Raw genomic sequence first — 23643 nt, forward strand, 5'->3', positions numbered from 1 at the left:
GCCTAGTGCTGTGACCGGAAACGTTGGCCGGTTTCAGGCCGCCGTTTTGGCGGGGGTCTGACCCCAGCGGCGTTGTCGTTCGGAGCGGATCCGGGCTCGTTCGCGGCGTTGGGCGGCGAGGACGTCGGGGTGACGGGCGTTGGCGTTGCGCCAGCGCAGGTAGTTGTGCAGGGCTTGGGTCGCGGCGGGATGGTTGGGATGGTTCGACCCGGCCACGACGAACATCCGCAGCGGTCCGAAGTGCGCCTCGATCGGGTTCGCCCACGACGAGTACGTCGGGGTGAAGCACAACTCGACCCGGTTCCGGGCCGCCCACTGCCGGATCTTGACGCCGCGATGCGCGGAGAGGTTGTCCAGGATGACGTAGACCGGCGCGCCGTCAGGGCGGGCGGCCCGGATGCTCTTGAGCGCTGCCAGGGTGTTCGCCGCGGACTTTCGCCGGCGCACGACACCCCAGAGGGTGTCGTCGCCGACGCTGTAGCAGGCGTGGAACTGCCGGACCCCATGCAGCTTGTGGTAGTTGCCGGGGAGCCGGTCCGGATGCCCGGCCCGAGTCCAGGACGCGCCAGCGTGTGGCCGGATCGTCAGCGGCCCGAACTCGTCGAAGGCGAAGACCCGGTCCGGGAACGCCGTGGTCACCGCCTCGATCCGGGCGAGTTTCGCCTCAGCGTTCGGGTCGTTGGTCTCCTTCCACGTCTTCGTCCGCTGGAAGGTGATGTCGTGACGGTGCAGGAACTCCCGCAGCCGTTCCCGGCCCACGAGCACCCGACGCGGGCCGTGGTTGTGAGCCAGGTAGTCCGCGAGTTTTCGCAGGCTCCACCGGGTGAACGGCTGGCCGAGCGCTTGCGGTCTGGTCTTGGCCGTCGCGACGATGAACGCTTCGTCGTCTTCACTGATTCGGCGGGGACGGCCACCCGCCCACCGAGGGTCCAGGCAGGCCAGGCCCATTTCGTTGAACCGGTGGATCACCTCACGGACCGCGTCCTCGTCCCCCTGGACCAGGCGGGCGATTGCCGCGACGGTGTTCCCACTGGCCGAAGCCATGATCACCATCGCCCGACGCAACCGGATCGGAGACCCGGTCCCACGCCGCACGATCTGCTGTAGTCGCCGGCCCTCGTCATCACTGAGCCGACGAGCCCGGACAGGTTCTGCCATCCCGACAGCCTGAACCCTCCACCAGCCACCACCACGACCACTGACCGGCGTGTCACCCAACCCGGCCAACGTTTCCGGTCACAGCACTAGCTCGGTTGTCACCCTGCATCGCCTGGCGCTGCAGGTCAGCCGGTTAGCTGGATACGATAAATATCACCCGAAAGGGTGATCGACCAGCACGAGTCGTCCGAGGCCCCCCACTCTGGGTGTGGGAACCAGGACGGAGTAGACGCACCGCTCGTGGAGGTCCTATGGCGACGAGGGCGATGGCAGACCCGGGACGGAGCACTCTTACGACCTGAGCCGCCGGGCAGCGGAAGCTACGGCCAGAACGATTCGCCCCGGCCGCGGATAGACTGCGCTTCGCGTTCTACGGACGGATGTCCACCATCGGCTTCCAGGATCGGGCCTCGTCTTGCCGGTGGCAACGCGACCACGCCGGCGACCTGGTCGCCGGTCATGGCCGGATCGTGTTGGAGTGCGACGAGGGCGTTTCCCGCCGAGTGCCCTGGCCGGACCGGCCGCAGGCATCACGGCTGCTCGCCGCGGTGACGGACGCGGCACGCGGTTTCGACGCGATCGTCGTCGGCGAGTACGAGCGCGCTTTCCACGGCCAACAGTTTGAACAGTTGACCTCTTACCCTCGTTCGGCACGGCGTGCAGCTGTGGCTGCCAGAAACCTACGGGCCGGTGGACTTCGATAACCCGCGGCAGTTGGCCTTGCTGGACCTGCTCGGCGTGCACTCCCAGCGGGAGGTGTCCCGAGCCCGGCATCGCACGACCGTGGCATGCGCGCTCAGGCAGAGTTACAGGGCCGACATCTCGGCGGCTGGCCACCCTACGGCTACCGGCTCGCCGACGCCGGCCCCCATCCGAACCGCGCCCACGCCGCCTGGGGACGGCGCCTACACCGCTTGGAGCCCGACCCTGCCACCGCACCCCACGTCCGGTGGATCTTCGAGCAGCGGCTCGCTGGCCGGAGCGTGGCCGGCATCGCCCGCGCCCTCAACGACAATGGCGTCCCGTGCCCGTCCGGCGCCGACCCAGCGCGTAACCCCCACCGCAGCGGCCGCCAATAAATGCTCACCGCTGTCGCGGCGATCCTGGCCAACCCTCGTTACACCGGGCGGCAGGTCTGGAACCATCAACGCACCGACCGTGATGCCCTCCCTGACGAGGGAACATTCGATCGACACCACGAGATCCAACGGTGGAGCGCCTCAACTGACTGGGCCGTCTCCCGCGAGATCGCGCATACTCCGCTGGTCAACGAAGAACACTTCATCGCCGTCCAGGCAATCCACATCGCGCCGACCCCAGCCGACGGCATCCCCCGCTGCCATGCTGCGGCGGGTGCGGCCGGATCATGGGCTCCCGCTGGGTCCACGGCCGACCCGGTTACCGATGCCGACACGGACACACGAGCACCCGCACCAGGATCTTCGCCCAACCGAAGATCCTCTACATCCGGGAAGACCACCTGCTCGACCGCATCCGATACGACCGCGGGCTACACCGTCGCCATCCCGCACTGCGCAGCCCCGACCCAGAAAAGCTTGCCGCCTACTTAGTACTGCAACGGCAGTTGTTAGGGGTAGCCGCGTTGGCGGTAGTGGCAGGTTCGGGCTTGGTGTTGGCGTCGTCTGCGCCATCGGGACCAGGCCCAGACGTGCTCTGGTGGGTGGGTTGATCGCACTGCGAGTGCGGTGAGGAGTCTTCGGATCTCCGGTACCGTGTAGCCGATCATCATGCCGTCACCGGGGCTGAATCCCCTTTTGCCGCAAGGGATCTGGCTGCGGACAGCCAGGCGTGGGCGGCCATCGCGAGGGTGATGTGGGCGTACCAGGCCCGCCAGTCACGGACCTGGTACTCGTCGAGGCCTGCTTCGTTCTTGGCCTGCTGGAAGCACTCCTCGATCGCCCACCTCGCGCCCGCGACACGGGCGAGGTCGACCAGGCGGGTCCGACGTGGTCCGTAGCAGACGTAGTAGGCGATCTCGCCGGTAGTGATGCTGCGCCGGGCCAGGAGCCAGTGTCCGCGGCCCGGCCGCCAGCAGATCCGTACCGGCACCCGAGCCCACCAGTACTCGCGTGGGCCGTGCGCGCCGGCGCCGGCCGAGAGCCGGCACCACGCCCGAGCGGGCAGACCGGCGATGAGTTGGTCGGCGCGGGCAGTTCCCATGGTGGTGGTGATCATGTCGTCGTTGCGGCGGGTCGCGACCACATAAGCCACATCCCGGTGTTCCAGCCACACCCGCAGGGACTTCGACTGCCCGTAGGCCTCGTCCATCGTCACCCACCCCACCGGCACCCCCGCGTCCAGGGTGCGGGCGAGCATGGTGCGGGCCATCTGCACCTTCGTGGCGAACTCCACCTCGTCGGGGATCCCGGCGGCCCGGCACCGGTCCCGGTCATCGGTCCACGAGGTCGGAAGGTAGAGCTGCCGGTCGATCAAGGCGTGACCCTTCGCTGACCGGTAGGCCAGGAACACCCCGACCTGGCAGTTCTCCGTCCGACCAGCCGTGCCGGAGTATTGACGCTGCACCCCCGCCGACCGGACGCCCTTCTTCAGGAACCCGGTGTCATCGACGATCAACACCCCCGCCGGGTCACCGAGATACTCGACCACGTAGTCACGCACATCGTCCCGCACGGCGTCGACGTCCCAGTCCGCCCACCGCAACAACCGCTGCATCCCGTCCGGCGACACATCCCCGGCCTGCTCCGCCAAGGTCCAGCCGTTCTTACGACCCAGGCCGGAGACCAGCCCACACAGGTACTGCCGCGCCCGCCGACGCGGCTCCGACCGACGAAACCGTGGCCCGATCCGGGCATGCAGCCGGTCCAACTCCCCACGCCAACGATCAACATCAACGTTCGCCACAGGCAGACCAACGAACCCGACCCGAAGACGATTCGCCTACTGCCGTTGCAGTACTAGACGAAGGGGCCAGCCCAGCCGTCGTGACTGCATGGATCGCCGAGGCCGAACAGCAGCGGGACCAAGCGCTCGCAGCGCACCCACCAGCGGCTAGTGCTGTGACCGGAAACGTTGGCCGGGTTGGGTGACACGCCGGTCAGTGGTCGTGGTGGTGGCTGGTGGAGGGTTCAGGCTGTCGGGATGGCAGAACCTGTCCGGGCTCGTCGGCTCAGTGATGACGAGGGCCGGCGACTACAGCAGATCGTGCGGCGTGGGACCGGGTCTCCGATCCGGTTGCGTCGGGCGATGGTGATCATGGCTTCGGCCAGTGGGAACACCGTCGCGGCAATCGCCCGCCTGGTCCAGGGGGACGAGGACGCGGTCCGTGAGGTGATCCACCGGTTCAACGAAATGGGCCTGGCCTGCCTGGACCCTCGGTGGGCGGGTGGCCGTCCCCGCCGAATCAGTGAAGACGACGAAGCGTTCATCGTCGCGACGGCCAAGACCAGACCGCAAGCGCTCGGCCAGCCGTTCACCCGGTGGAGCCTGCGAAAACTCGCGGACTACCTGGCTCACAACCACGGCCCGCGTCGGGTGCTCGTGGGCCGGGAACGGCTGCGGGAGTTCCTGCACCGTCACGACATCACCTTCCAGCGGACGAAGACGTGGAAGGAGACCAACGACCCGAACGCTGAGGCGAAACTCGCCCGGATCGAGGCGGTGACCACGGCGTTCCCGGACCGGGTCTTCGCCTTCGACGAGTTCGGGCCGCTGACGATCCGGCCACACGCTGGCGCGTCCTGGACTCGGGCCGGGCATCCGGACCGGCTCCCCGGCAACTACCACAAGCTGCATGGGGTCCGGCAGTTCCACGCCTGCTACAGCGTCGGCGACGACACCCTCTGGGGTGTCGTGCGCCGGCGAAAGTCCGCGGCGAACACCCTGGCAGCGCTCAAGAGCATCCGGGCCGCCCGCCCTGACGGCGCGCCGGTCTACGTCATCCTGGACAACCTCTCCGCGCATCGCGGCGTCAAGATCCGGCAGTGGGCGGCCCGGAACCGGGTCGAGTTGTGCTTCACCCCGACGTACTCGTCGTGGGCGAACCCGATCGAGGCGCACTTCGGACCGCTGCGGATGTTCGTCGTGGCCGGGTCGAACCATCCCAACCATCCCGCCGCGACCCAAGCCCTGCACAACTACCTGCGCTGGCGCAACGCCAACGCCCGTCACCCCGACGTCCTCGCCGCCCAACGCCGCGAACGAGCCCGGATCCGCTCCGAACGACAACGCCGCTGGGGTCAGACCCCCGCCAAAACGGCGGCCTGAAACCGGCCAACGTTTCCGGTCACAGCACTAGAACTCAGGCCGTCGAGGCGATGACCGTTGATGACATCGCCTCGCTGGTTGCCGAGTTGGGCGACATCGCCGGAGCCCTCACCGAGGCTGAGCCTGAGCACAAGCTCGACCTGTACCGGCTCCTCCGGCTCAAGCTGACCTACAACGACGAAACACAAACGGTGCGCGCCATAGTGGATCTTGGCGCACACCGTTGGGATTTGGTTCGTGTCCGAGGGGGGACTTGAACCCCCACGCCCTATACGGGCACTAGCACCTCAAGCTAGCGCGTCTGCCATTCCGCCACCCGGACCTGCCCGTCCAGCCTACCGTGTCGGCTCCGGTGGCTTTCACCCCGGTCAGCCGCCCTGGCGGGCCGCACGGGGCATTACTGTACACGGCCCGTATGGATCATGCACATCGCCGCCCGACCCACCGACGGGAACCGGATCATCGCAGGTCAGGAGCCCGTTCGTCGCGCCTGCACCGGGCGGGTAGCGTCCGGACCCGCTCAGACGGCAGCATTGCTTGCGTGTCCGTACCCTCACCCCTCGCCGCAGTCCAGCACCGGGCCCTCGCCCTGCGTTCCGCCGGTGACCTGTCGGCGGCCCGCCGGCTGCTCACTGACACGATCGCTTCGGCCCGTCCCGCGTACGGTGAGGACCACCCGGAGATCATGGGGACCGCGCACCTGCTCGCGAGGCTGCACCGGGAGGCCGACGAACCGGCCGCCGCCCGTCGGGTGCTGGAAGAGGCGTACGCGGCCGGCGAGCGGCGGTGGAACCCGGCCGACCCGCTGATGCTCGCCCTGGCCTTCGACCTGGCGGGGGTCGCCGAGGAACTGGGCAACCGGCACGAGGCCCGCCGCAACTACACCCGCGTGGCCACCGCCGGGCCCGCCGCGCTCGGCGAGCAGCATCCCGCCGTACGCGCCGCCCGTCAGTACCTCGGCATCCCCGACGGTCAGCCACCGCCCCCGTCACCCGGTGCCGCACCTGCGACCGCCTCACCGCCGTCTCCCCCGTCGGCCCCTCCCGGCTACTCCCCGACGCTCCCCCACCAGGGATACCGGCCGCTCCCGACGCCCCGGCCCGGGTCGGTACCGCCGTCGCCCCACCCTGTCTCCGCGCCTCCCACCCCCACCGCACCCGGCCCACCGGCCTCGGCCGGCCGCGCGCCCTCACCGGGCCAGCCGGTACGCCCGTCGGCACCACGGCCGGGCCCCGCACCGGGCGGCCCCGCTCCGGGCGTCGAGCCCCGGGTGCCACTACCCCGACAGATGTACGGCGTCCAGCCCACCCACCGGCCCGCCGTACCCCGGCCCTATCCACCCTCCGCCGCACCGCAGTCCGGGCCACCGGCGTCCCCGCCACCCGCCGCTCCCCCGGGGCCGGACGCCGCCCCGGAGGCTGTCCCGCCGCAGCGGCATCCGACGTCACCCGCTCCGGTCTCCGGTGGCGCACCGCCCAGGTCTCCCTGGGCACCCCCGCACTTCCAGCAGCCCTCCCCTTCGTCGCCGCACCCGTCGTCGCCGGTCCCGCCGGGAGAACCCGTCCCGCCGAGAGGACTCGTGCCACCGGGAGGGCCCGACCGGTCGGCTGTTCCCCCGACCGCACCGCACTCCGGGCCGCCGGCTGCGGCGCCGTCCGGGCCGCCGGCCCAGCACGGGCGACCGGTCCCGATCCCCACCGGGCCGCCCACCGGCCCCGGCCAGCCGAGCCTGTCACCGGCCGGCGCACCCATCCGGCACGGCCAGCCGACGGCCCTCCCACCCGCGCCGGGTGGGGCCGGCCCGGTACGCCCCCTCCCCACCGCCACCCCGCCCGCTCCGGCCAACCCCTTCGCCGGGCCGGTCAGCGCGCCACCGGCCGGCCTCCCGCAACAACCGACCGGCCCCGCCCAGGCGCCCACGGAGCAGCAGGCCGCATCAGCACAGGTCCCTGACGTCCGCCCGATCGGGGAGAGCGCAAACCCGCCAGCCGTCGAACATCCCGCGCACCGGGTGGGACCGGGGAACCTCCCGACCGCCACGTCAGCCCCGACCGGCGACCGTGCCGCACCGGGCACCGCACCCGCCGACGCGCCGGTATCCGCACCGCCGGTCGCGCCCGGACCGGCGGCGACTCCGGCAGCCCCGCCCGTACCGGGCCCTGCTGCGGCCCCACCCGCGCCGGGCTGGGACCGGCCGACGGTACGCGTCCAGCAAATCGGCCCCCTGCTGGATGAGCAGCACCGCGATCCCGCGCAGACCCCGGCGACAACCGCACCCGGCGGTACGGCACCCACGGCGTCATCCGCCGACCCGGCCGACTCAGCACGCAGCGCGACCTCCGGCGACACCACCGCCGGAACGGCACCCACCGCGGCAACCGGACACACGGCCGGCCCGGTTCCCGCCACAGCACCCGGCGCCACAGCTGCTCCGGCGTCCCCGGCCGCAGCCGATCCACCGCCCACCCTGACCGCACCTGTGGATCGTCCACCGGCATCCGCAGCGGCACAGGCGCACTCCTCGCCACCGGCACCACCGCAGACGGCGCCGGCACCAGCGGTTCCCCCGCCGTCAGCCATCCCGCCGCCACCGACGACGAACCCCCTGTCAGCAACCACACCGCCGACGACGAACGCCCCGCCGGCAGCCACATCGCCACCGGCTACGGCGATCCCACCAGCGGCAGCACCGCCGGCAGTGCAAGCAGCCGTCCCACCACCTGCACCCGCAGCCATCAGCGATTTCGACCTGCGGAACGAGCATCCGGCGGTGACCACTCCACCAGCACCGCCACCCCCCGCAGAACCGGGACCGGGACCGGATCCGACCGGAGCGGCGCAACCGATCGGGGCGGAACCCGATCGCATCGATGCGAAACCGTCGGGCGATGCTCCCGTCGACGACGCGACGTGGGACGACGTCGCGTCGGGCCGGTCGATCATCATGCCGCTGGTACCGATGACCGAGCCGGTCCCCGGGCCGCCACCGGCTACGGAGCAGGCCGCCGGACAGCCGCCGTACCCGGGACGCACCGCCGGCTCACCGCCAGCGGTGGCGCAGGCCCCCGGACGGCCACCGAACACGGAACCGACCCCAGGATGGCCACCGAACACGGAGCAGGCCACCGGATGGCCGTCGGACTCGGGACAGGACCCTGGATGGCCGTCGGGCTCGGGGCGGGACCCCGGGTCGCCGTCGGATGACGGGTACGACGCCGGTGCGCTGCCGGCACGGAGAACCGCGCAGGAGCCCGATCCACAGTCGGGGCAGGGCACCGGGTCACCGCCGGCGCCGGCACCCGGAGCGGGCTTCGGATCACCGGCACCGGACAGCACGCACGAGTTCGGGCCACCCACCGCCCACGAGCCTGCGCTGCGAACGAGCGCGGAGCCCGGACCACGGGCAGGGGCGGAGCCGACCGGGTCGTCGGCCGGGGCGCCCGGCCCGGACGGGCAGCGTGCCACCGACCGGGGCGTACCGCCGGTGCCGGAGGGGACGGGATATCCGGAGCTTGCGCCGTCGTACCCGGTGCGGGACGGGCGGGCGCGCCGCCGGGGCCGGACGGTGGCCGTGGTGGCGGGGGTGGTCCTGGTGCTGACCGCCGGGGGCACGGTCGGGGCGTTGACCCTGGGCCAGGACGCGGACGGGCCGCAGCGGTCGACCGGCACCGCGCCCCGGGAGACGGCCGGCCCGCCCCCGGCCGACCTGAAGTTGCGGGACGACGCGGCCACCATCACGGTCACCTGGTCGGACCCGAGCGGCGGGTCGGTGCCGTTCATGGTCGCGGGTGGACGGACGGGGCGGGCGCTCGGGGTGATGGCGACCGTCGACCCGGGACAGACGAGTTTCACCGTCAACGGTCTGAACGCCGACGTGGACTACTGCTTCACGGTGCTGGCGGTCTACTCGACGGACTCGTTCGCCACCTCCGGTCAGGTCTGCACCGACCGGGTCCGGCCATCGCCGAGCGGCTGACCGGGCGGCCGCGGCCTGCACGGCGACGGCTCGCCACCCGCTGACCCGGCACGCTGGGTGTCCGAAGCGGAACGGTACGGGTTTCCTCGTCCCGGATCGGCCCCTATGATGGCCCACGGTTCAGGCGAGGGCGTTCGGCACCCGGCACGCCGCCCCGGGCCACCGGACGGAGGGCGACCCGCTGTGGCCAGCATCGACGATGCCGCGAGCGCCGGGGGTGGCGCGTCCCGCCGCCGGTCCCGGTTGCGGGGTGGGCTGGTCACGGTCGGTACGGTGACCGCGCTGGTGGCGGCGTTGGGCCTCACCCTGCTGGGTCGGGGTGCCGCCGAGGAGGCGTTGGCCAGCTTCGACGCCAGCAGTTGGCTGTGGAGCAGCACCCGGGGCGAGTTGGCCCGGGTCAACGGGATCACCGCCAAGGTGGACACCCGCAAGGAGGTTCCCGGGGCCCGGCAGCATCCGGTGCAGGTCACCCAGACCGACCGGCTGCTCATCCTGCGCGACCTGGAGACCGGCCAGGTGAGCGCGCTGGACCTGGCCACCCTCCAGATCACCGCGACCACTCCCACCACGCCCGGTCTCGGGGTCAACGTGGTGCTGCACGAGGATGCCGCCTTCGTGGTGGACGCGGTGCGCGGCGTGGTGCGTCAGCTCGATCCCCGTTCGCTGGTGCCGGTGGGTGACCCGGTGTTGTTTCCGCCGGGCATCACGGCCGGCGCGTTCGACGGCCGGGGCCGGTTGTGGATCGCGGTGCCGTCGGAGGGCACCGTCGCGGCGGTCACCGCCGCCGCGCTGCCGTCCGGGCCGGCGTCGGGGGCGGCGGACGACCGGGGGCCCCGGCGGGTGCAGACGCATCCGGTGGCCGAGCCGAGTCACGAGTTGACGTTGTCCACCCTGGACGACGGGGTGGCGGTGCTGGACCGCACCACGGGCACGCTGGTGACGGTCCGGGGCGGGCAGACCCGGCGTACGGTGCTGGAGGCCGCCGCGGGTGGCGCGGTGCCGGCGCGGACCAGCGGCCCGGTGGTGCCGGTGACGATCGGCGGGGAACGGCGGGTGCTCGCCGTCGGTGACGGCCGGGTGGTCACCCGGTTCGTCGTGCCGGGCAGCGGCGACCGGGTGGGGCCGGCCGTGGCCTGGGCCGGCCGGTTCTACTGCGCCGACGGGGTCACCGGCGCGGTCTACGCGTTCGACGGGGCCGGGCAGCTGGTGGAGACGATCCGGCCGGGTCGGGCGACCGGCCCGCTGGAGCTGGAGGTGCGGGAGAACCACCTGTTCATCAACGCCCCGGGTTCGGCCACCGCCCGGGTGGTCGACGACGCGCACCGGGTACGCACCGTCGACAAGTACGCCAACGACGTGCTGGGCGGGGACCCGCCGCCGGACCCGCCCCCGCCGCCTCCACCGCCGAAGCCCCGGGTGGGCAAGCCCGGCGCGCCGGGTCAGGTCACCGCCACCGCCGGGGACGCGCGGGCCCGGATCGCCTGGCGGCCGGCCGCCGCGAACGGCTCCGCCGTGCTGCGGTACGTGGTGCAGGGTGCCGGGCGTCGGCACGAGGTGGGGGCGAACCAGCGGTCGCTGGAGGTCACCGGCCTGACCAACGGGTCGACGTACACGTTCACGGTGTACGCGGTCAACGGCAGGGGCGACGGCCCGGCCCGGCGCAGCAACCCGGTGACCCCGACCTCGGCGGTGCCGGCCCCACCGGCCGGGGTCAGCGCGCAGGCCCGCCCCGACGGCACCGTGCTGGTGCGGTGGCCGGCCGCCGACGGCCAGGGCAACCGGATCGCCCGGTACGCGGTGACCGCCACGTCGGCCGGCGCGAACGCCCCGGTCGGCGAGTCGCGCCGCACCGAACTGGTGGTGCCGGCCGGTGAGCTGACCTACGGCACCCAGTACGCGTTCACGGTGATCGCGGTCAGCGACCGGGGTGCCGCCTCGGTGGCCTCCCCGATGAGTGAGCCGGTGGTGCCGTTCACCGCCCCCGGGCAGCCGGCGGGCCTGCGGGCGGCGACGGTGGCCGACCGGGCGGGCACGGTCGCGGTGCAGTGGTCGGCGGCGGCGGCGAACGGCCGCCCGGTGACCCGCTACCAGGTGGACGTGGGCGGGCGGACCAGCGAGGTGACCGGGACCGACACGACCGTCACCGGGCTGGGCGACGGGCAGAACGTGCTGGTGCGGGTGCGGGCGGTCAACGAGGCCGGGTCGGGGCCGGAGGCCAGCGTCACCGCCCGGACGGTGGCGGCGCCCCGGGTGACGGTGACCGGGTCGTCGGCGGACGCGACGTCGGTGACGGTGACGTTCACCGTGGACGCCGGGGGCGGGGAGTCGACCTGCACCGCCGCCACCGGCGGGAAGAGCGCCACGGGCAGCTGCGCCAGCCTGCGGGTGACCGGCCTGACCCCGGGCACCGCCTACACGGTGACGGTGACGGCCGCCAACGCCGCCGGTCGGGGCACCGCCACCCGGGCGCAGGTCACCGACCCGCTGTACGGGGTGGCGACCTGCGTCAACGGCCCGGACGGCGACCAGCGCACCTACTGTGACGCCGATGTGGACGGTCGCAACGGCAACGAGGTCTTCTCGGTGCCCCGGCAGGACAACGACAAACAGGTCGGTTGGGCGAAGCCGGGCACCCGGCTGCGGGCGTACTGTCGGCGGCAGGGCGACAACGTCGACTCCTGGATCTACAACGGCCAGAAGCAGTCCACCTGGTGGGTCCGGGTCGACTACAAGGGGCGCAACTACATCCCCTGGGCCTGGCTCAACCTGGCCGGCGGTGACGACATCGCCGTGCTGCCCACCTGCTGACCAGCGCCGCCGTAGCCGAGGAGCATCCCGCCGTCGTGAACGACACCCCCGCACCGCTGGGCCAGCCGGAGGTCCAGGGTTTCGCCGCGCTGGCCGCCCGGCTGGCCGAGAACGTCAACGCGGTCGTGCTGGGCAAGCCGGAGGTGGTGCGGTTGGCGTTGACCGCCCTGTTCGCCCAGGGGCACGTGCTGCTGGAGGACGTGCCGGGGGTGGGCAAGACCACCCTGGCGCGGGCGGTGGCGGCGACCGTGCAGGGCCAGTGGCGGCGCATCCAGTTCACCCCGGACCTGCTCCCCTCCGACGTCTCCGGGGTGACGATCTTCAACCAGGCCAGCCGGGGGTTCGAGTTCCACCCGGGGCCGGTGTTCGCCAACATCGTCATCGCCGACGAGATCAACCGGGCCTCGCCGAAGACCCAGTCGGCGCTGCTGGAGGTGATGGAGGAGCGGACGGTCACGGTGGACGGGGTCCGGCATCCGGTGCCGCAGCCGTTCCTGGTGGTCGCCACGCAGAACCCGGTGGAGATGGACGGCACGTACCGGCTGCCCGAGGCGCAGCTGGACCGCTTCCTGGTGAAGCTGTCGGTGGGTTACCCGGACGAGGCGGTCGAGGTGGAGGTGCTGCGCGGGGCGACGGTCCGCTCCCCCGACTCGCTGCAACCGGTCACCGACACGGCCACCGTCGGGGAGATGGTCCGGATGGCCCGCCGGGTGCACATCGCCGAACCCCTCTACGGGTACGCCGTGCGGCTGGCCACGGCCACCCGGCAGCATCCGCAGGTCCGGGTGGGGGTCAGCCCCCGTGGGGTGATCGCGTTGACCCGGGCGGCGTGCGCGTACGCGCTGATCGACGGCCGGGGCTGGATCATGCCGGAGGACCTGAAGGCGCTCGTCGAACCGGTCTTCGCCCACCGGCTGCTGCTCACCGCCGACGCGCAGGTGCGCGGGGTGACCGCCGCCGACGTGCTGCGTCAGGCGGTGGCGTCGGTGCCGGTGCCGCTGCCGTCGGGCCAGTCGACCCCGACGCACGGCTGACGGGGCCGGCGTGGGGCTCACCGCCCGGGGCACCGGGCTGCTCGGCGCCGCGACCGCGTTGCTCGGCGCGGGGTTGCGGTTCGCGTACCCGGAGCTGGCCGTGCTGGGGGCGGCGGGCGCGGTGGCGGTCGGGCAGGCGGTGCTGGTGGCGGCCCGTACCCCCCGGCTGGTGGTGTCCCGCACCGCCGACCCGGACCGGGTGGCGGTGGGTGAGCCGGCCCGGATGGCGCTGACCGTCCGCAACGCCGGGCGGCTGCGGGTGGGCAGCCTGCTGGCCGAGGACCACTGCGCGGGCCGGCCGGTGCCGGTGCCGGTGCTGCGGCTGCGTCCCGGCCGGGACACCGGCGTCGGGTACGACGTGCCGACCCGTCGGCGTGGGGTGCTGCCGGTGGGGCCGCTGCGGGTGACCCGCCGCGACCCGCTGGGCCTGTACGCCGCGACCCGCGCGTACGGGCCGACGGCGGTGGTCCGGGTGCATCCCCGGGTGTACCCGTTGACGGCGGTGCCGACCGGGGCGGGGCGCAGCCTCGACGGGCGGGTGGACGGGGTGCCGCACGGGTCGATCACCTTCGACTCGTTGCGGGAGTACGTGGTCGGTGACGAGTTGCGTCGGGTGCACTGGCGGACCAGCGCCCGGGTGGGTGAGCTGATGGTGCGGGAGAACGTGGACACCAGCCTGCCCCGGCTGGTGGTGCTGGTGGACAACCGGGCCGCCGCCCACCCGGAGCGCTCCGGCGGGGTGGCCGCGTCGTTCGAGGCGGCCTGCGAGGCGGCGGCGTCGCTGGTGGTGGCCGTGTTCCGGCAGGACCTGCCGGTGGTGCTGCTGCTGGTGTGCCCGGCCGACGACCGGACGGCCGACCCGCCGCTGGACCGGCTGGCCGCGGTGACCCTGGTCGACTCCCCGGGACGCGACCGGCGGGGCACCGGCCGACCGGTCGGCGGCCCGGACACCCCGCAACCCGGTGCCGCCGGTGGGCCGGGCGGGGGTGGAGCCGGCGGGCTCGGACCCGGCGGGCCGGGCTGGGGCGGGACAGGGCCGGGTGGGCAGCGGTCGGGGGCCGGGGCGGCCGGCGGCGACCCGGACGGCGCGGCGCTGGACGCGACGTTGACCCGGCTGCGCGCCGACCGGCCCGGCGACACGCTGGTCTTCCTCACCGGCCCCGGTGGCCGCGACGACGTGGGGCGGGTGGGCGCGCTGCGCGGGGCGTACCCGTCGGTGCTGGTGGGGGTGTTGGGGGCGGCCGGGCCGACGCCGACGGCGGCCGGGCCGGTGGTGCTCGACGCGGTCGACGGCGCGGCGTTCGCCGCCGCGTGGGACGCGACCGGCCGATGGTGACGGTGGCCGACCGGCCCGACGCCGTCCGACCGGACCCGGCGCGGGAGGGTGGCCCGGCCGGCGGTGGGCCGGGCCGGTTCGTCGCCCGGCTGCTGCGGGCGGCCGTGGTGCCGGCGACGCTCGTCGCCGCCGTCGGCCTGGCCGGCGTGGCGCTCGACCGGGTGTACGCCGGTGACCTGCTGACCCGGCTGGTGTGCGGCGCGGCCCTGGGGGCGGTGCTGGTCAGCGTGGCCGCCCGCCGGTTGCCGTCCTGGCAGGTGGCGCCGCTGTCGGTGGCCGTCATGCTCGGCGCGACGGCCTGGTCGGTGCGGCTCGCCGCCGCGCACGCCGACCTGCCGGGCGGTTTCCTCGACGTGACCGCCGACGCCGTCGGCAACGCGGTGCCCCGGCTGCTCACCGCGATGATCCCGGTCGAGCCGGCCCCGGACACAGTGCTGGTGCCGGTGGTCGCCGCCTGGTTGGCCGGGCTGGCCGGCGCCGAGGTGGCGCTGCGCGCCGGTCGGGTGCTGCTCGGTTTCCTCCCGGCCACCGCGCTGTACGCCGGGGCCGTCTACGTCGTCGGCCCGAACGCGGAACCGGCGGTCGGGCCGACGGTGGTCTTCGCCGGGCTGGTCGCGCTCGCCCTGGCCGCCGGCCGCACGCCGGGAGGCGACCCGGTCGCCGGGCTGCCGCCGGCCGTACGCGGCCCGGTGCGCGCCCGGGCGACGGTGGTCTCCGCCGCCGGGGTGGCGGTGGTGGTCGGGTCGGCCGCGCTGCTCGGGCCGGCCCTCGCCGGTCGGATCGACGACCGGCCGGTCGACCCGCGCCGCTACGTGCCGCCGCCCCGGGTGGAGTCGCTGGACGAGAACCCGCTGATCCGGATCTCCGGCTGGGCGTTGGAGCCGCAGCAGAAGCTGCTGGACGTGTCGACCCGGGGCCCGGGCGATGGGCCGACCACGATCCGGCTGGCCGTGCTCAGCGACTACGACGGGGTGACCTGGCGGGTCGGGGCGACCTACCGCACGGCCGGTCGGGTCCTGCCCGGCGGTGACCCGCAGGCGTCGGACACGGTCCGGCAGGAGATCACCGTGGCCGGGTTGACCGGCCGGCTGCTGCCCGCGGTGGCCACCCCCCGCACGGTCGACGGGGCCCGGGTGGCGTACGACCCGCAGAGCGGCACGTTGATCCGGCCGGAGGGGCTGACCCCGGGGTTGAGGTACACGGTCACCTCGGCGCGGGAACGGCTGGACGCGAACCTGCTCGCCACCGCCGACGTACCGGCCGGGGCGCAGGTGGCCCGGGTGCTGCGGGTACCCGACGGGACGCCGGAACGGTTACGCCGGCTCGCCACCCACCTGGCCGAGGAGAACGGCGCCCCGTACGCGCGGGCGGCAGCGGTGGAGCAGTTCCTCGCCGAGCACTACCGGCTGGTGGCGGACGCGCCGAGCGGGCACGCGTACCCGAATCTGGAGTTCTTCCTGTTCGGGCCGCGCGGTGGCGGCGGCCAGCGGGGCACCTCGGAGCAGTTCGCCGCCGCCTTCGCGGTGCTGGGCCGGTTGACCGGCCTGCCGACCCGGGTGGTGGTCGGGTTCACCGCCCGGGGTGACGGGCCGGTTCGGGCCGCCGACGCGTACGCCTGGCCGGAGGTGCTCTTCGCCGGGGTGGGGTGGGTGCCGTTCGACCCCCGGCCCCGCCCGGACACCACGCCCCGGCCGGTGGAGGACGACTTCCGGCCGGCCCCGCCGAGCCCGCCGCCGTCGGAGGTGCCCGAGCCGACCGGGACCCCACCGGCCACCCCACCGGCGGCGGCCACGCCGGGCCGGAGCAGCGGGGAGCGCGGCGGGCCGACGCCGCTGCTGGTGGGGTTCGGCGCCGGTGGGTTGCTGCTGGCGGGGCTGGTCCTCGCCGGGCTGGTCGGGTGCCGCCGGGCGCAGACCCGCGCCCGGTTGGGCCGGGGCGACCCGGGGACCCGGGTGGGCGGCGCGTGGCGGCACACCACCGACGCGCTGCGACTGTCGGGACGGCCGGTCGGCGGGGACCTCTCCGCCACCGAGGTCGCCGACCGGGCCCGCCGCGCCCTCGCCGAGGACACCGGCCGGGCCAGCGGTTCCCGCCCCGCCGGGGATGCCGGCACCGGTGACCCCGGTGCGGACCCGGTGGGGTTGGCGGAACTGGCCGGGCTGCTCAACCAGGCGGCCTTCGCGCCGGGCACGCTGACCGACGCCCAGGCCGACCGGGCCCGGGACGTGGCCGTGGGCTACGCGGCGGCGCTGCGGGCGGCCCGGCCCCGCTGGCGGCGGCTGCTCTGGTCGGCACACCCCGGCCCCCTGCGCTGGCCCCGCTGACCGGTTCCCTGCCCCCGGAAACCGGGGCACGGTGAGGCCCGCCGGACCGGACGGTGGCGGGACGGGACCACCTCGACCGTGGGCCGGACCCTGGCGACGCGGAACCGGACCCCGGCGGCCCGGACCGGATCGTGGTGGGCCGGGCCGGCTACGCCGGTGGTGGGCCGGTGGCGCGTAGCCGGCGGACCAGCTTGCGCAGGCCGGCCTGCCAGCCGTCCGGGTCCTCGGCGCGGCGCACCGCGTACCCGGCGACCTCGGGGTGGGGCAGGATGAGGAAACGTTCCTCGGCGAGCCCGGCGACCGCCGCGTCGGCGACCTGGTCGGGGGTGAGCACCGGGCCGGAGGCGGCGATCACCCGGGCGGCCAGGTGGCCGGTGGCCAGCCCGTCGGCGAGCATCGGGGTGTCCACCCCCTGCGGGCACAACGCGCTGACCCGGATGCCCTGGTCCCGGTAGGTGACCGCCAGCCACTCGGCCAGCCCGACCGCCGCGTGCTTGGTGGCGGTGTACGGGGCGTCGCCGACGGCGGTCAGCACCCCGGCCGCCGAGCAGGTGTGCATCAGGTGGCCGCCGCCCCGGGCCAGCATGCCGGGCAGCACGGCGCGGGCGGCGTACACGTGGGCGAGCACGTTGACCCGCCAGGCGCGGTCCCAGTCGGCGTCGGGGGCCTCGATACCGACGCCGGTGGCCACGCCCGCGTTGGCGCAGAACAGGTCGATCCGGCCGTACCGTCGCTCGGTGTCGGCGACCAGGTCGCGGACCTGGCCCTCGTCGGCGGCGTCGACGGCGACCCCCCGGGCGACCGGGCCGACCGCCTCGGCCACCGTGGCGGTCGCGCGGGCGTCGAGATCGGCCAGGACGACGGCGGCGGCGCCCTCGGCGGCGAAGCGGCGGGCCAGCGCCGCGCCGATGCCCCCCGCTCCCCCGGTGATCACCACGACCCGGTCGGTCAGGTTCATCTCAGCCCCGTTCCGCCGGCCGCCCGGCGTCCACCGCCGACGGCGGGCCGAGCCGGCTGATCAGCTCGCCCAGGGCGACGGCCCCGCCGGCGGTCACCTCCGGGGTGGGCAGCAGGGCCAGCACCGGCACGTCCACCCCGGCGTCGGCGTAGCGGCGGACCTGGTCGCGGCAGTGCTCGGGCGAGCCGTGCAGGATCAGCGCGTCGACCACCTCGTCGGGCACGGCCGCGGCGGCGGCCCGCCGGTCACCGGCGGCCCAGGCCGCCCAGACCGGGCCGAGCACCGCCTCCCGCCCCAGCCAGCGGTGGAACTCGGCGTACGCGGGGACGGTGAGGTAGCTGGTGATCAGCCGCCGGCCGAGGGTACGGGCGTAGCCGGCGTCCTCGGTGGGGCAGACGAAGATCCGGGCGACCACCTCGAAGCCGGGGCCGCGCCCGGTCAGCTCGGCGAGGGCCTGCGCGACGTCGTCGGCGGCCAGCCAGTTGAGGATCACCCCGTCGGCCTCGGCGGCGGCCAGCCGCAGCATCCCCGGGCGCAGGGCGGCCAGCAGCAGCGGCGGTGGGCTGGCCGGCGGGCGTTCCAGGGTGAACCGGCGCACCCGGAACGTGTCGAACGCCCCGTCGACCGTCTCGCCCCGCAGCGCCGGCCTGAGGAACCGCAGCAGGTCACGGGTGCGCCGGAACGGCTCGGTGTACGGAATCCCGTTCCAGTCCCCCACCACCACCGGGGACGACGCGCCGATGCCGAGGGCGAACCGGCCCGGGGCGGCCTCGGCCAGCGCCGCCGCGCTCATCGCCAGCAGGCCCGGCCCCCGGGTGAAGGCGGGGGTGATCGCGGTGCCGAGCCGCAGTCCGGGTTGCCAGGCGGCGGCCAGCGCCAGCGGGGTGAACGCGTCGGTGCCGTTGACCTCCGACGACCACAGGTCGGTGAAACCGGCCTCCGCCAGGGCCGCGTAGCCGGCGGCGTGCTCGGCGAGCGGGACACCGGTCAGCGGCACGGTGAAGCCCCATCGGTTCGTCATCCGGTCGATCGTGCCCGCTCGCCCCGGCCGGAACAAGGCCGGAACCGGGGTGGATTCGGCGATGCCCGCCGCCGCAGCCGCCCGGGATGCTACGAACCCCTGGTGGGCCGGGCCGACGGCGACTGCCGACGATCATGACGGGTGGCGACGGGGCCGCCCCGCTGCGGCGTACCGGATCGGCCCAGCGGGCCACGTTCCTGGAACTCTTCTTCGACCTGGTGTACGTCTTCGCGCTCACCCGGATCTCGTTCCGCGCCTTCGAGGACCTGGCCCTGGAGCCCGGCGGCACCACCGGCTGGTCCCCGGTCACCGGGGGCGTCAAGACGCTGCTGCTGTTGCTCGCGCTCTGGGCGGTCTGGCAGGGCACCGCGTGGACGACCAGCCGGTACGACCCGCACCACGGCTGGCTCCAGTTCGTGGTGATCACCGCCCTGATCGGCAGCATGGTGATGGGGGTGGCGATCCCCCGCGCGTTCACCTCCACCGGCCTGGCGTTCGCGGTGGCGTACGTGCTGACGCAGGTGTCCCGGCCGGGTCTGCTGCTGCTGGCCCTCGGCAGCCACGAGTACCGGCGGCTCAAGCTGCGCATGCTCCTCACCTTCGCCGCGACCGGGGTGCTGTGGCTGACCGGGGCGTTCCTGTCGCCCACCCCCCGGGGTCTGCTCTGGGCGCTGGCGCTGGTCCTGGAGTACCTGGCCGCCCGGTTCGGGTGGCCCGTGCCGGGGCTGGGCCGGTCGAGGGCGAGCCGCTGGGACGTCGCCGGGGAACACCTGGCCGAGCGGTACCAGCAGTTCTTCCTGGTCGCGTTGGGCGAGACGATCCTGGTGGGCGGGCTGGCGTACAGCACGGGTCCGTTCGACCCGGCCCGGACCGGTGCGTTCGCGGTAGCGCTGGTGACCTCGGTGCTGCTGTGGCGGATCTACGTGCAGCGGGCCGGGCAGGTGCTCGCCGAGGCGGTGGTGCGGTCCCGGCACCCGTCGGACACCGGCCGCTCGGCGGCGGACACCCACCTGGCGATGGTGGTGGGGCTGGTCGGTACGGCGATCGGGTACGAGCTGACCATCGAGCATCCGCTCACCTCCCCGGAGGCGGCGTGGGTGGTGCTGGTGGTGGGCGGTCCGGTGCTCTTCCTGCTCGCCCGCGCCCGCTTCGAGTACGAGGTCTTCGGCCGGGTGTCGCCGTCGCGGTGGCTCGCGGCGGCGCTGCTGGTCGTGCTCTTCCCGCTGCTGCTGCACGTGGTGCCGCTGGTCTCCGCCACGGTGGCCGCGTTGGTGCTCGGCGGGGTCGCGGCGGCCGACGCCCGCCGGGCCCGGGGCCGCCCCCGGAACCCCCCGCCCCACCCCTGTAACCACCCACCCCACCCCGCCTCCACCCGCCCGCCGGGGGTGGGCCTGGCCCCGGTGATCAAGAGGTTCGCGTCACCTTGGTGATCAGAATTGACGTAAACCTCTTGATCACCGGGGCACAGCAGCGCGGGGCACAGCAGCGCGGGGTGGGCCAGCGCGGGGGGTGGGTCAGGTGGGGGTGGTGAGGGACAGGTGGGGCCAGGGTTGCGCCGTGATGATCCGCCGCTCGGCGGGAGTGAGCGGGGCCCGGCCGGTGGTCTTGCGGACCAGGGTGAGGAGGTCCCAGCCGAGCCCGTCCGGGACCGGTAGTCCCCCGGTGAACAGGCCGGCGATCACCCGCGCGGCGGCGGGGGTGAGCCACGGCTCGCGGTGCAGCGCCACCGCCAGGTCCAGCCCGTGCACGCCGACCTCCACCACGCGGGTCAGCAGGAACTCGTGCACCGCCATCGGGTCGCCGTGGCGGGTCCGGACGACCCGGTCGGCGGGGTGCGCACGCACCGCCGCGTCGGTCGCCCGCCAGGCGGCGGTGAAGGCCGCCGCGGTCGCCGCCGCCTCCGTGGACCCGGTCGGGGCGGCGGGACCGCGGGCCGCCCGCCGGGCGCTGGCGATCCGGTCGGCGTCGACGGACGGGGTGAACTTCGCCGGGCCGAAGTAGCCGGCGGCGTCCACCTCGGCGCGCGGCGGCGCGGGCGCGGCGAGCATGTCGACCAGGCGTCCGGCACCCGTGCGGACGTGGGCGACGAGGTCCCGGACCGCCCAGGGCGGGCACGGGGTGGGCCGGTCCAGGTCCGCGTCGGTCAGCGTGGACAGGACCACCGCCAGCCGGGCGCACTCGGCACGGAACGCCGTACCCACCGGCGTCGGGGCGGGTGCCGGCGGGTCGGCACGCCTGCCGCCGTCACCGGGGTACGCCGCGTCCATGGTCCCAGCCTCGCATCTGGTTTCGCCTGCGGTGTGGCCGGGTAGCCGCGGCGGGCCGAGGAGAGGGGGCGGTCGCCAGATGGCCGGGTTGATGTTGCGCAGCACCGCGTTCACCGATCACGACCTGCTGCCGGGGCGGTTCGCCCGCGACGGGGGCAACGTGTCGCCGCCGTTGCAGTGGTCCGACGTGCCACCGGCGGCCACCGAACTGCTCCTGCTGGTGGAGGACCCGGACGCCGGGCGCAGTCCGTTCCTGCACTGGCTGGTCACCGGCATCTCCCCCATCTCGGACGGGGTGGCCGAGGGTGCCCTGCCGCCGGGCGGCCGGGCGTGGCCCAACGGTTTCGGCGGCACCGGCTGGGGTGGGCCGCACCCGCCGCAGGGTGAGGAGGCGCACCGGTACTTCTTCCGGCTGTACGCGTTGGAACGTCCCCTGGACCTGGCGGACGCGCCGCAGGCGGCCGACGTGCACGCGGCCCTCGCCGGCCGGGAACTGGCCAGCGGCACCATGGTCGGGACGTACCGGCGCTAGCGTCCGGTCAGCCCTTCCAGCGGGGCACCAGGCGGTGCACGGAGAGCAGCACCAGGGCCGCCACCACCCCCATGGTGCCGGCGATCCCGGCGGCGCTGCCGGCGTACCCGATGAACAGGGTGCGGCGGGTCAGTTCGTCCACCGGCACCTGCTGCTGGTCGAGCAGGCCGGACAGGGCCAGTCCGCAGCCGAGGACGGCGAGCAGACCACCGATGCCGAGCACGCTGGCGGCCACCTTGTGGGCGTCGTCGGGGGCGACCTGTGCCTGCTCGTGCTGGAACACCAGCAGCAGCAGGCCGGCCAGCGCCGCCCAGACCCCGACGACCAGGAAGGCGGCGACCGCGTCGCTGGGCCGGTGCCAGCCGGCGGAGAGGGTGGCCACCCCGGCGACGGCGGCGTACGCGGTGCCGAGGAACGCCCCGAGGACGCGTACCTTGGCCGGCAGCACCAGGATCAGCGCCAGCGCCACCGAGGCGGCGATGGTGGTGTGTCCACTGGGCAGGCTGTTGCCGACCGCGTCGCGTTGCGGGTCGATGCCCAGCGCGGGCCGGTCGATGACGTACTTGAGCACCTGGGTGGTGACGTTCGCCCCGGCGATCAGCAGGGTGGCCGAGATGGCGAGCGCCTTGCGGCCCCGGATCAGGGCGATGAAGAAGATCACCACGGTGGCGGCGAGCAGGGAGACCACCGACATGGCGTTGAGGATCCGGTTGACCAGACCGTCGATGCGGTCCTGGCCGATCCGGTTGCCGGTCAACGCGACCGTGTCGAGCCACTGCCCGGTCCCGGTGTGCACGGCGAACCGCCACACCAGCAGAAAGGCCGCCGTCTGGGCCAATGCCAGCACGACCAACCAGACCGCGGTCCAACCCCTTGCCGTCGCACGCACCCGCACACCGTAGCGGCACGCGCGGCACGTCGCGCGTGGGCCCACCGGGGCGGTCCGGATACCTTGACACGGGACCACGGGAGGTGACGGTGACCGGTACACCACAACACGGACGACCGACCCGGCAGCCGCCGGCCGGGGACCCGCCGACACCGCACGGGCCGGGCCCGCAGCCACCGGCCGGGCAGCCGACAGACGCCGTGCCACCGGCCGGGAGCCCGGCCGACACGCAGCCGGCGGGACGGGGTCCGGCGGTAGGACGGGGTCCGGCGGGGCCGCCGGATCAGGTGGAGTCGTTGGCCGGCCTGCTCGGCGGGCGCGGTGGCGCGATCGACGCGACCCTGCCGCCGGTGGCGTTCACCGCCGGCTGGCTGGCGACCGGACGGTCGGTCGTCGGCGGGGTGGCGGTGGCGGTGCTGGCCGGCACGGCGGTGGCGCTGTGGCGGTGGCGGCGCGGGGACCGCCCCCGGGCGGTGCTGATCGGGCTGCTGGCCGTGTGCCTGGCCGCCGTGGTGGCGCTGCGCACCGGCCGGGCGGCCGATTTCTTCGCGGTGCAGGTCTTCTCGAACCTCGCCAGCGCGCTGGTCTGGGTGGTGAGCATCGTGGTACGCCGGCCGCTGCTCGGCGTGGTCGTCGGGGCGGCGCTGCGGCAGCGGGGACGGTGGCGGCGCGACCCGGCGCTGCTGCGGGCGTACGGGCGGGGCAGTTGGGTGTGGGCGGCCACCTATGTGCTGCGGGTGGCGGTGTTCCTGCCGCTGTGGCTGGGCGGGCAGGTGGTCGCGTTGACCGTGGCCCGGGTGGCGTTGACCTGGCCGCTGGTGGCAGCGGCGCTGACGGTGAGCTGGGTGGTGATCCGCCGGTCGCTGCCGGCCGGCCATCCGGGGCTGCGGCACCCGGTGGAATCCGGGTGAGCCGGGCCTGCCCGGTGCCGACGTGTGGCGCGGGGTGCCGGGGGCACAGACGTTAACGGAGAGGCCGCCACGGGGGGAGCGGCCTCTCCGATCAACACGGTACTCCGTCATAGGGCGTCGCGTTATCCCGCGCGCGCTCTTTTTTCGCCGCTTTCCCGCCGGGGCGGGAAAGCGGGATGGTGGG

At 74.4% G+C, this 23643-nt stretch carries 15 protein-coding genes, 1 tRNA gene and 3 pseudogenes; 12 read left to right on the forward strand and 7 right to left on the reverse strand.

The window, feature by feature from the left end:
* Window positions 1-33: 33 nt before the first annotated feature.
* Window positions 34-1158, reverse strand: a complete 1125-nt coding sequence (locus FJK98_RS22350; RefSeq protein WP_145920661.1) for an IS630 family transposase — start codon at window positions 1156-1158, stop codon at window positions 34-36.
* 788 nt (window positions 1159-1946) lie between these two features.
* Between FJK98_RS22350 and FJK98_RS34305 the strand changes: the two are divergent.
* Window positions 1947-2729: pseudogene (locus FJK98_RS34305) on the forward strand (recombinase family protein).
* 17 nt (window positions 2730-2746) lie between these two features.
* On the opposite strand, the pseudogene FJK98_RS22360 reads toward FJK98_RS34305, so the two are convergent.
* Window positions 2747-4041 (reverse strand): annotated as a pseudogene (locus FJK98_RS22360) (IS701 family transposase).
* 237 nt (window positions 4042-4278) lie between these two features.
* Between FJK98_RS22360 and FJK98_RS22365 the strand changes: the two are divergent.
* Window positions 4279-5403: an IS630 family transposase gene (locus FJK98_RS22365; protein WP_145920661.1), complete on the forward strand. Its 1125-nt coding sequence runs from the start codon at window positions 4279-4281 to the stop codon at window positions 5401-5403.
* A 50-nt stretch (window positions 5404-5453) separates the two neighbouring features.
* The gene (locus FJK98_RS22370) at window positions 5454-5660 is read left to right on the forward strand and encodes a hypothetical protein (protein ID WP_145920754.1); all 207 of its coding nucleotides are present in this window, start codon (window positions 5454-5456) and stop codon (window positions 5658-5660) included.
* On the opposite strand, the gene FJK98_RS22375 is transcribed toward FJK98_RS22370, so the two are convergent.
* Window positions 5642-5725: transfer RNA gene (locus FJK98_RS22375), tRNA-Leu, on the reverse strand. The genes FJK98_RS22370 and FJK98_RS22375 overlap by 19 nt on opposite strands.
* A 93-nt stretch (window positions 5726-5818) precedes the next feature.
* On the opposite strand from FJK98_RS22375, the pseudogene FJK98_RS34865 reads away from it, so the two are divergent.
* The 6 genes and pseudogenes from FJK98_RS34865 to FJK98_RS22400 all read left to right on the forward strand — a co-directional run.
* Window positions 5819-6118: pseudogene (locus FJK98_RS34865) on the forward strand (hypothetical protein); the annotation flags it as partial.
* A 2769-nt stretch (window positions 6119-8887) separates the two neighbouring features.
* The gene (locus FJK98_RS34870; protein ID WP_168222353.1) at window positions 8888-9379 is read left to right on the forward strand and encodes a fibronectin type III domain-containing protein; all 492 of its coding nucleotides are present in this window, start codon (window positions 8888-8890) and stop codon (window positions 9377-9379) included.
* A 183-nt stretch (window positions 9380-9562) separates the two neighbouring features.
* Window positions 9563-12187, forward strand: a complete 2625-nt coding sequence (locus FJK98_RS22385; protein WP_205789158.1) for a fibronectin type III domain-containing protein — start codon at window positions 9563-9565, stop codon at window positions 12185-12187.
* A gap of 35 nt (window positions 12188-12222) precedes the next feature.
* Window positions 12223-13221 carry a MoxR family ATPase gene (locus tag FJK98_RS22390; protein WP_145920756.1) on the forward strand — a complete coding sequence of 333 codons (999 nt, stop codon included), beginning with the start codon at window positions 12223-12225 and terminating at the stop codon, window positions 13219-13221.
* A gap of 10 nt (window positions 13222-13231) precedes the next feature.
* Complete coding sequence (locus FJK98_RS22395; protein ID WP_145920757.1) at window positions 13232-14557, forward strand: DUF58 domain-containing protein; 1326 nt, start codon at window positions 13232-13234, stop codon at window positions 14555-14557.
* The gene (locus FJK98_RS22400) at window positions 14533-16881 is read left to right on the forward strand and encodes a transglutaminase domain-containing protein (RefSeq protein WP_240762269.1); all 2349 of its coding nucleotides are present in this window, start codon (window positions 14533-14535) and stop codon (window positions 16879-16881) included. Before FJK98_RS22395 ends, FJK98_RS22400 begins: the two co-directional genes overlap by 25 nt.
* Window positions 16882-17029: 148 nt before the next feature.
* Here FJK98_RS22400 and FJK98_RS22405 read toward each other — a convergent pair whose 3' ends face one another.
* Together FJK98_RS22405 and FJK98_RS22410 are read right to left on the reverse strand one after the other, a co-directional pair.
* The gene (locus FJK98_RS22405) at window positions 17030-17839 is read right to left on the reverse strand and encodes an SDR family oxidoreductase (protein WP_145920759.1); all 810 of its coding nucleotides are present in this window, start codon (window positions 17837-17839) and stop codon (window positions 17030-17032) included.
* A gap of 1 nt (window position 17840) precedes the next feature.
* Window positions 17841-18860 (reverse strand): LLM class F420-dependent oxidoreductase, encoded by a 1020-nt coding sequence (locus tag FJK98_RS22410; protein WP_145920760.1) that lies wholly within the window; start codon window positions 18858-18860, stop codon window positions 17841-17843.
* A 134-nt stretch (window positions 18861-18994) separates the two neighbouring features.
* On the opposite strand from FJK98_RS22410, the gene FJK98_RS22415 reads away from it, so the two are divergent.
* The gene (locus FJK98_RS22415) at window positions 18995-20290 is read left to right on the forward strand and encodes a low temperature requirement protein A (RefSeq protein ID WP_145920761.1); all 1296 of its coding nucleotides are present in this window, start codon (window positions 18995-18997) and stop codon (window positions 20288-20290) included.
* A gap of 84 nt (window positions 20291-20374) precedes the next feature.
* Here FJK98_RS22415 and FJK98_RS22420 read toward each other — a convergent pair whose 3' ends face one another.
* On the reverse strand, window positions 20375-21127 hold the full coding sequence (locus FJK98_RS22420; RefSeq protein ID WP_145920762.1) for a maleylpyruvate isomerase N-terminal domain-containing protein: 753 nt from the start codon (window positions 21125-21127) through the stop codon (window positions 20375-20377).
* A gap of 79 nt (window positions 21128-21206) precedes the next feature.
* Here FJK98_RS22420 and FJK98_RS22425 point away from each other — a divergent pair, with 79 nt between their 5' ends.
* On the forward strand, window positions 21207-21659 hold the full coding sequence (locus FJK98_RS22425; RefSeq protein WP_145920763.1) for a YbhB/YbcL family Raf kinase inhibitor-like protein: 453 nt from the start codon (window positions 21207-21209) through the stop codon (window positions 21657-21659).
* A 7-nt stretch (window positions 21660-21666) separates the two neighbouring features.
* Here the strand turns inward: FJK98_RS22425 and FJK98_RS22430 are convergent, their stop codons facing one another.
* Window positions 21667-22554 carry a phosphatase PAP2 family protein gene (locus FJK98_RS22430; protein WP_194823651.1) on the reverse strand — a complete coding sequence of 296 codons (888 nt, stop codon included), beginning with the start codon at window positions 22552-22554 and terminating at the stop codon, window positions 21667-21669.
* 281 nt (window positions 22555-22835) lie between these two features.
* Here FJK98_RS22430 and FJK98_RS22435 point away from each other — a divergent pair, with 281 nt between their 5' ends.
* A complete protein-coding gene (locus FJK98_RS22435; RefSeq protein ID WP_240762271.1) occupies window positions 22836-23459 on the forward strand; it encodes a DUF3159 domain-containing protein in 624 nt (207 codons plus the stop codon).
* The last annotated feature ends 184 nt before the right edge of the window (window positions 23460-23643 follow it).

This window comes from Micromonospora sp. HM134 (assembly GCF_007833915.1).
Taxonomy (GTDB): domain Bacteria; phylum Actinomycetota; class Actinomycetes; order Mycobacteriales; family Micromonosporaceae; genus Micromonospora; species Micromonospora wenchangensis.

Excerpts from the sequence above, each read along its gene's own strand:
- FJK98_RS22410 (WP_145920760.1), bottom strand. The coding sequence starts at position 18,860 with ATGACGAACCGATGGGGCTTCACCGTGCCGCTGACCGGTGTCCCGCTC.
- FJK98_RS22350 (WP_145920661.1), bottom strand. The coding sequence starts at position 1,158 with ATGGCAGAACCTGTCCGGGCTCGTCGGCTCAGTGATGACGAGGGCCGG.
- FJK98_RS22370 (WP_145920754.1), top strand. The coding sequence starts at position 5,454 with ATGACCGTTGATGACATCGCCTCGCTGGTTGCCGAGTTGGGCGACATC.
- FJK98_RS22415 (WP_145920761.1), top strand. The coding sequence starts at position 18,995 with ATGACGGGTGGCGACGGGGCCGCCCCGCTGCGGCGTACCGGATCGGCC.
- FJK98_RS22365 (WP_145920661.1), top strand. The coding sequence starts at position 4,279 with ATGGCAGAACCTGTCCGGGCTCGTCGGCTCAGTGATGACGAGGGCCGG.
- FJK98_RS22405 (WP_145920759.1), bottom strand. The coding sequence starts at position 17,839 with ATGAACCTGACCGACCGGGTCGTGGTGATCACCGGGGGAGCGGGGGGC.
- FJK98_RS22420 (WP_145920762.1), bottom strand. The coding sequence starts at position 21,127 with ATGGACGCGGCGTACCCCGGTGACGGCGGCAGGCGTGCCGACCCGCCG.
- FJK98_RS22425 (WP_145920763.1), top strand. The coding sequence starts at position 21,207 with ATGGCCGGGTTGATGTTGCGCAGCACCGCGTTCACCGATCACGACCTG.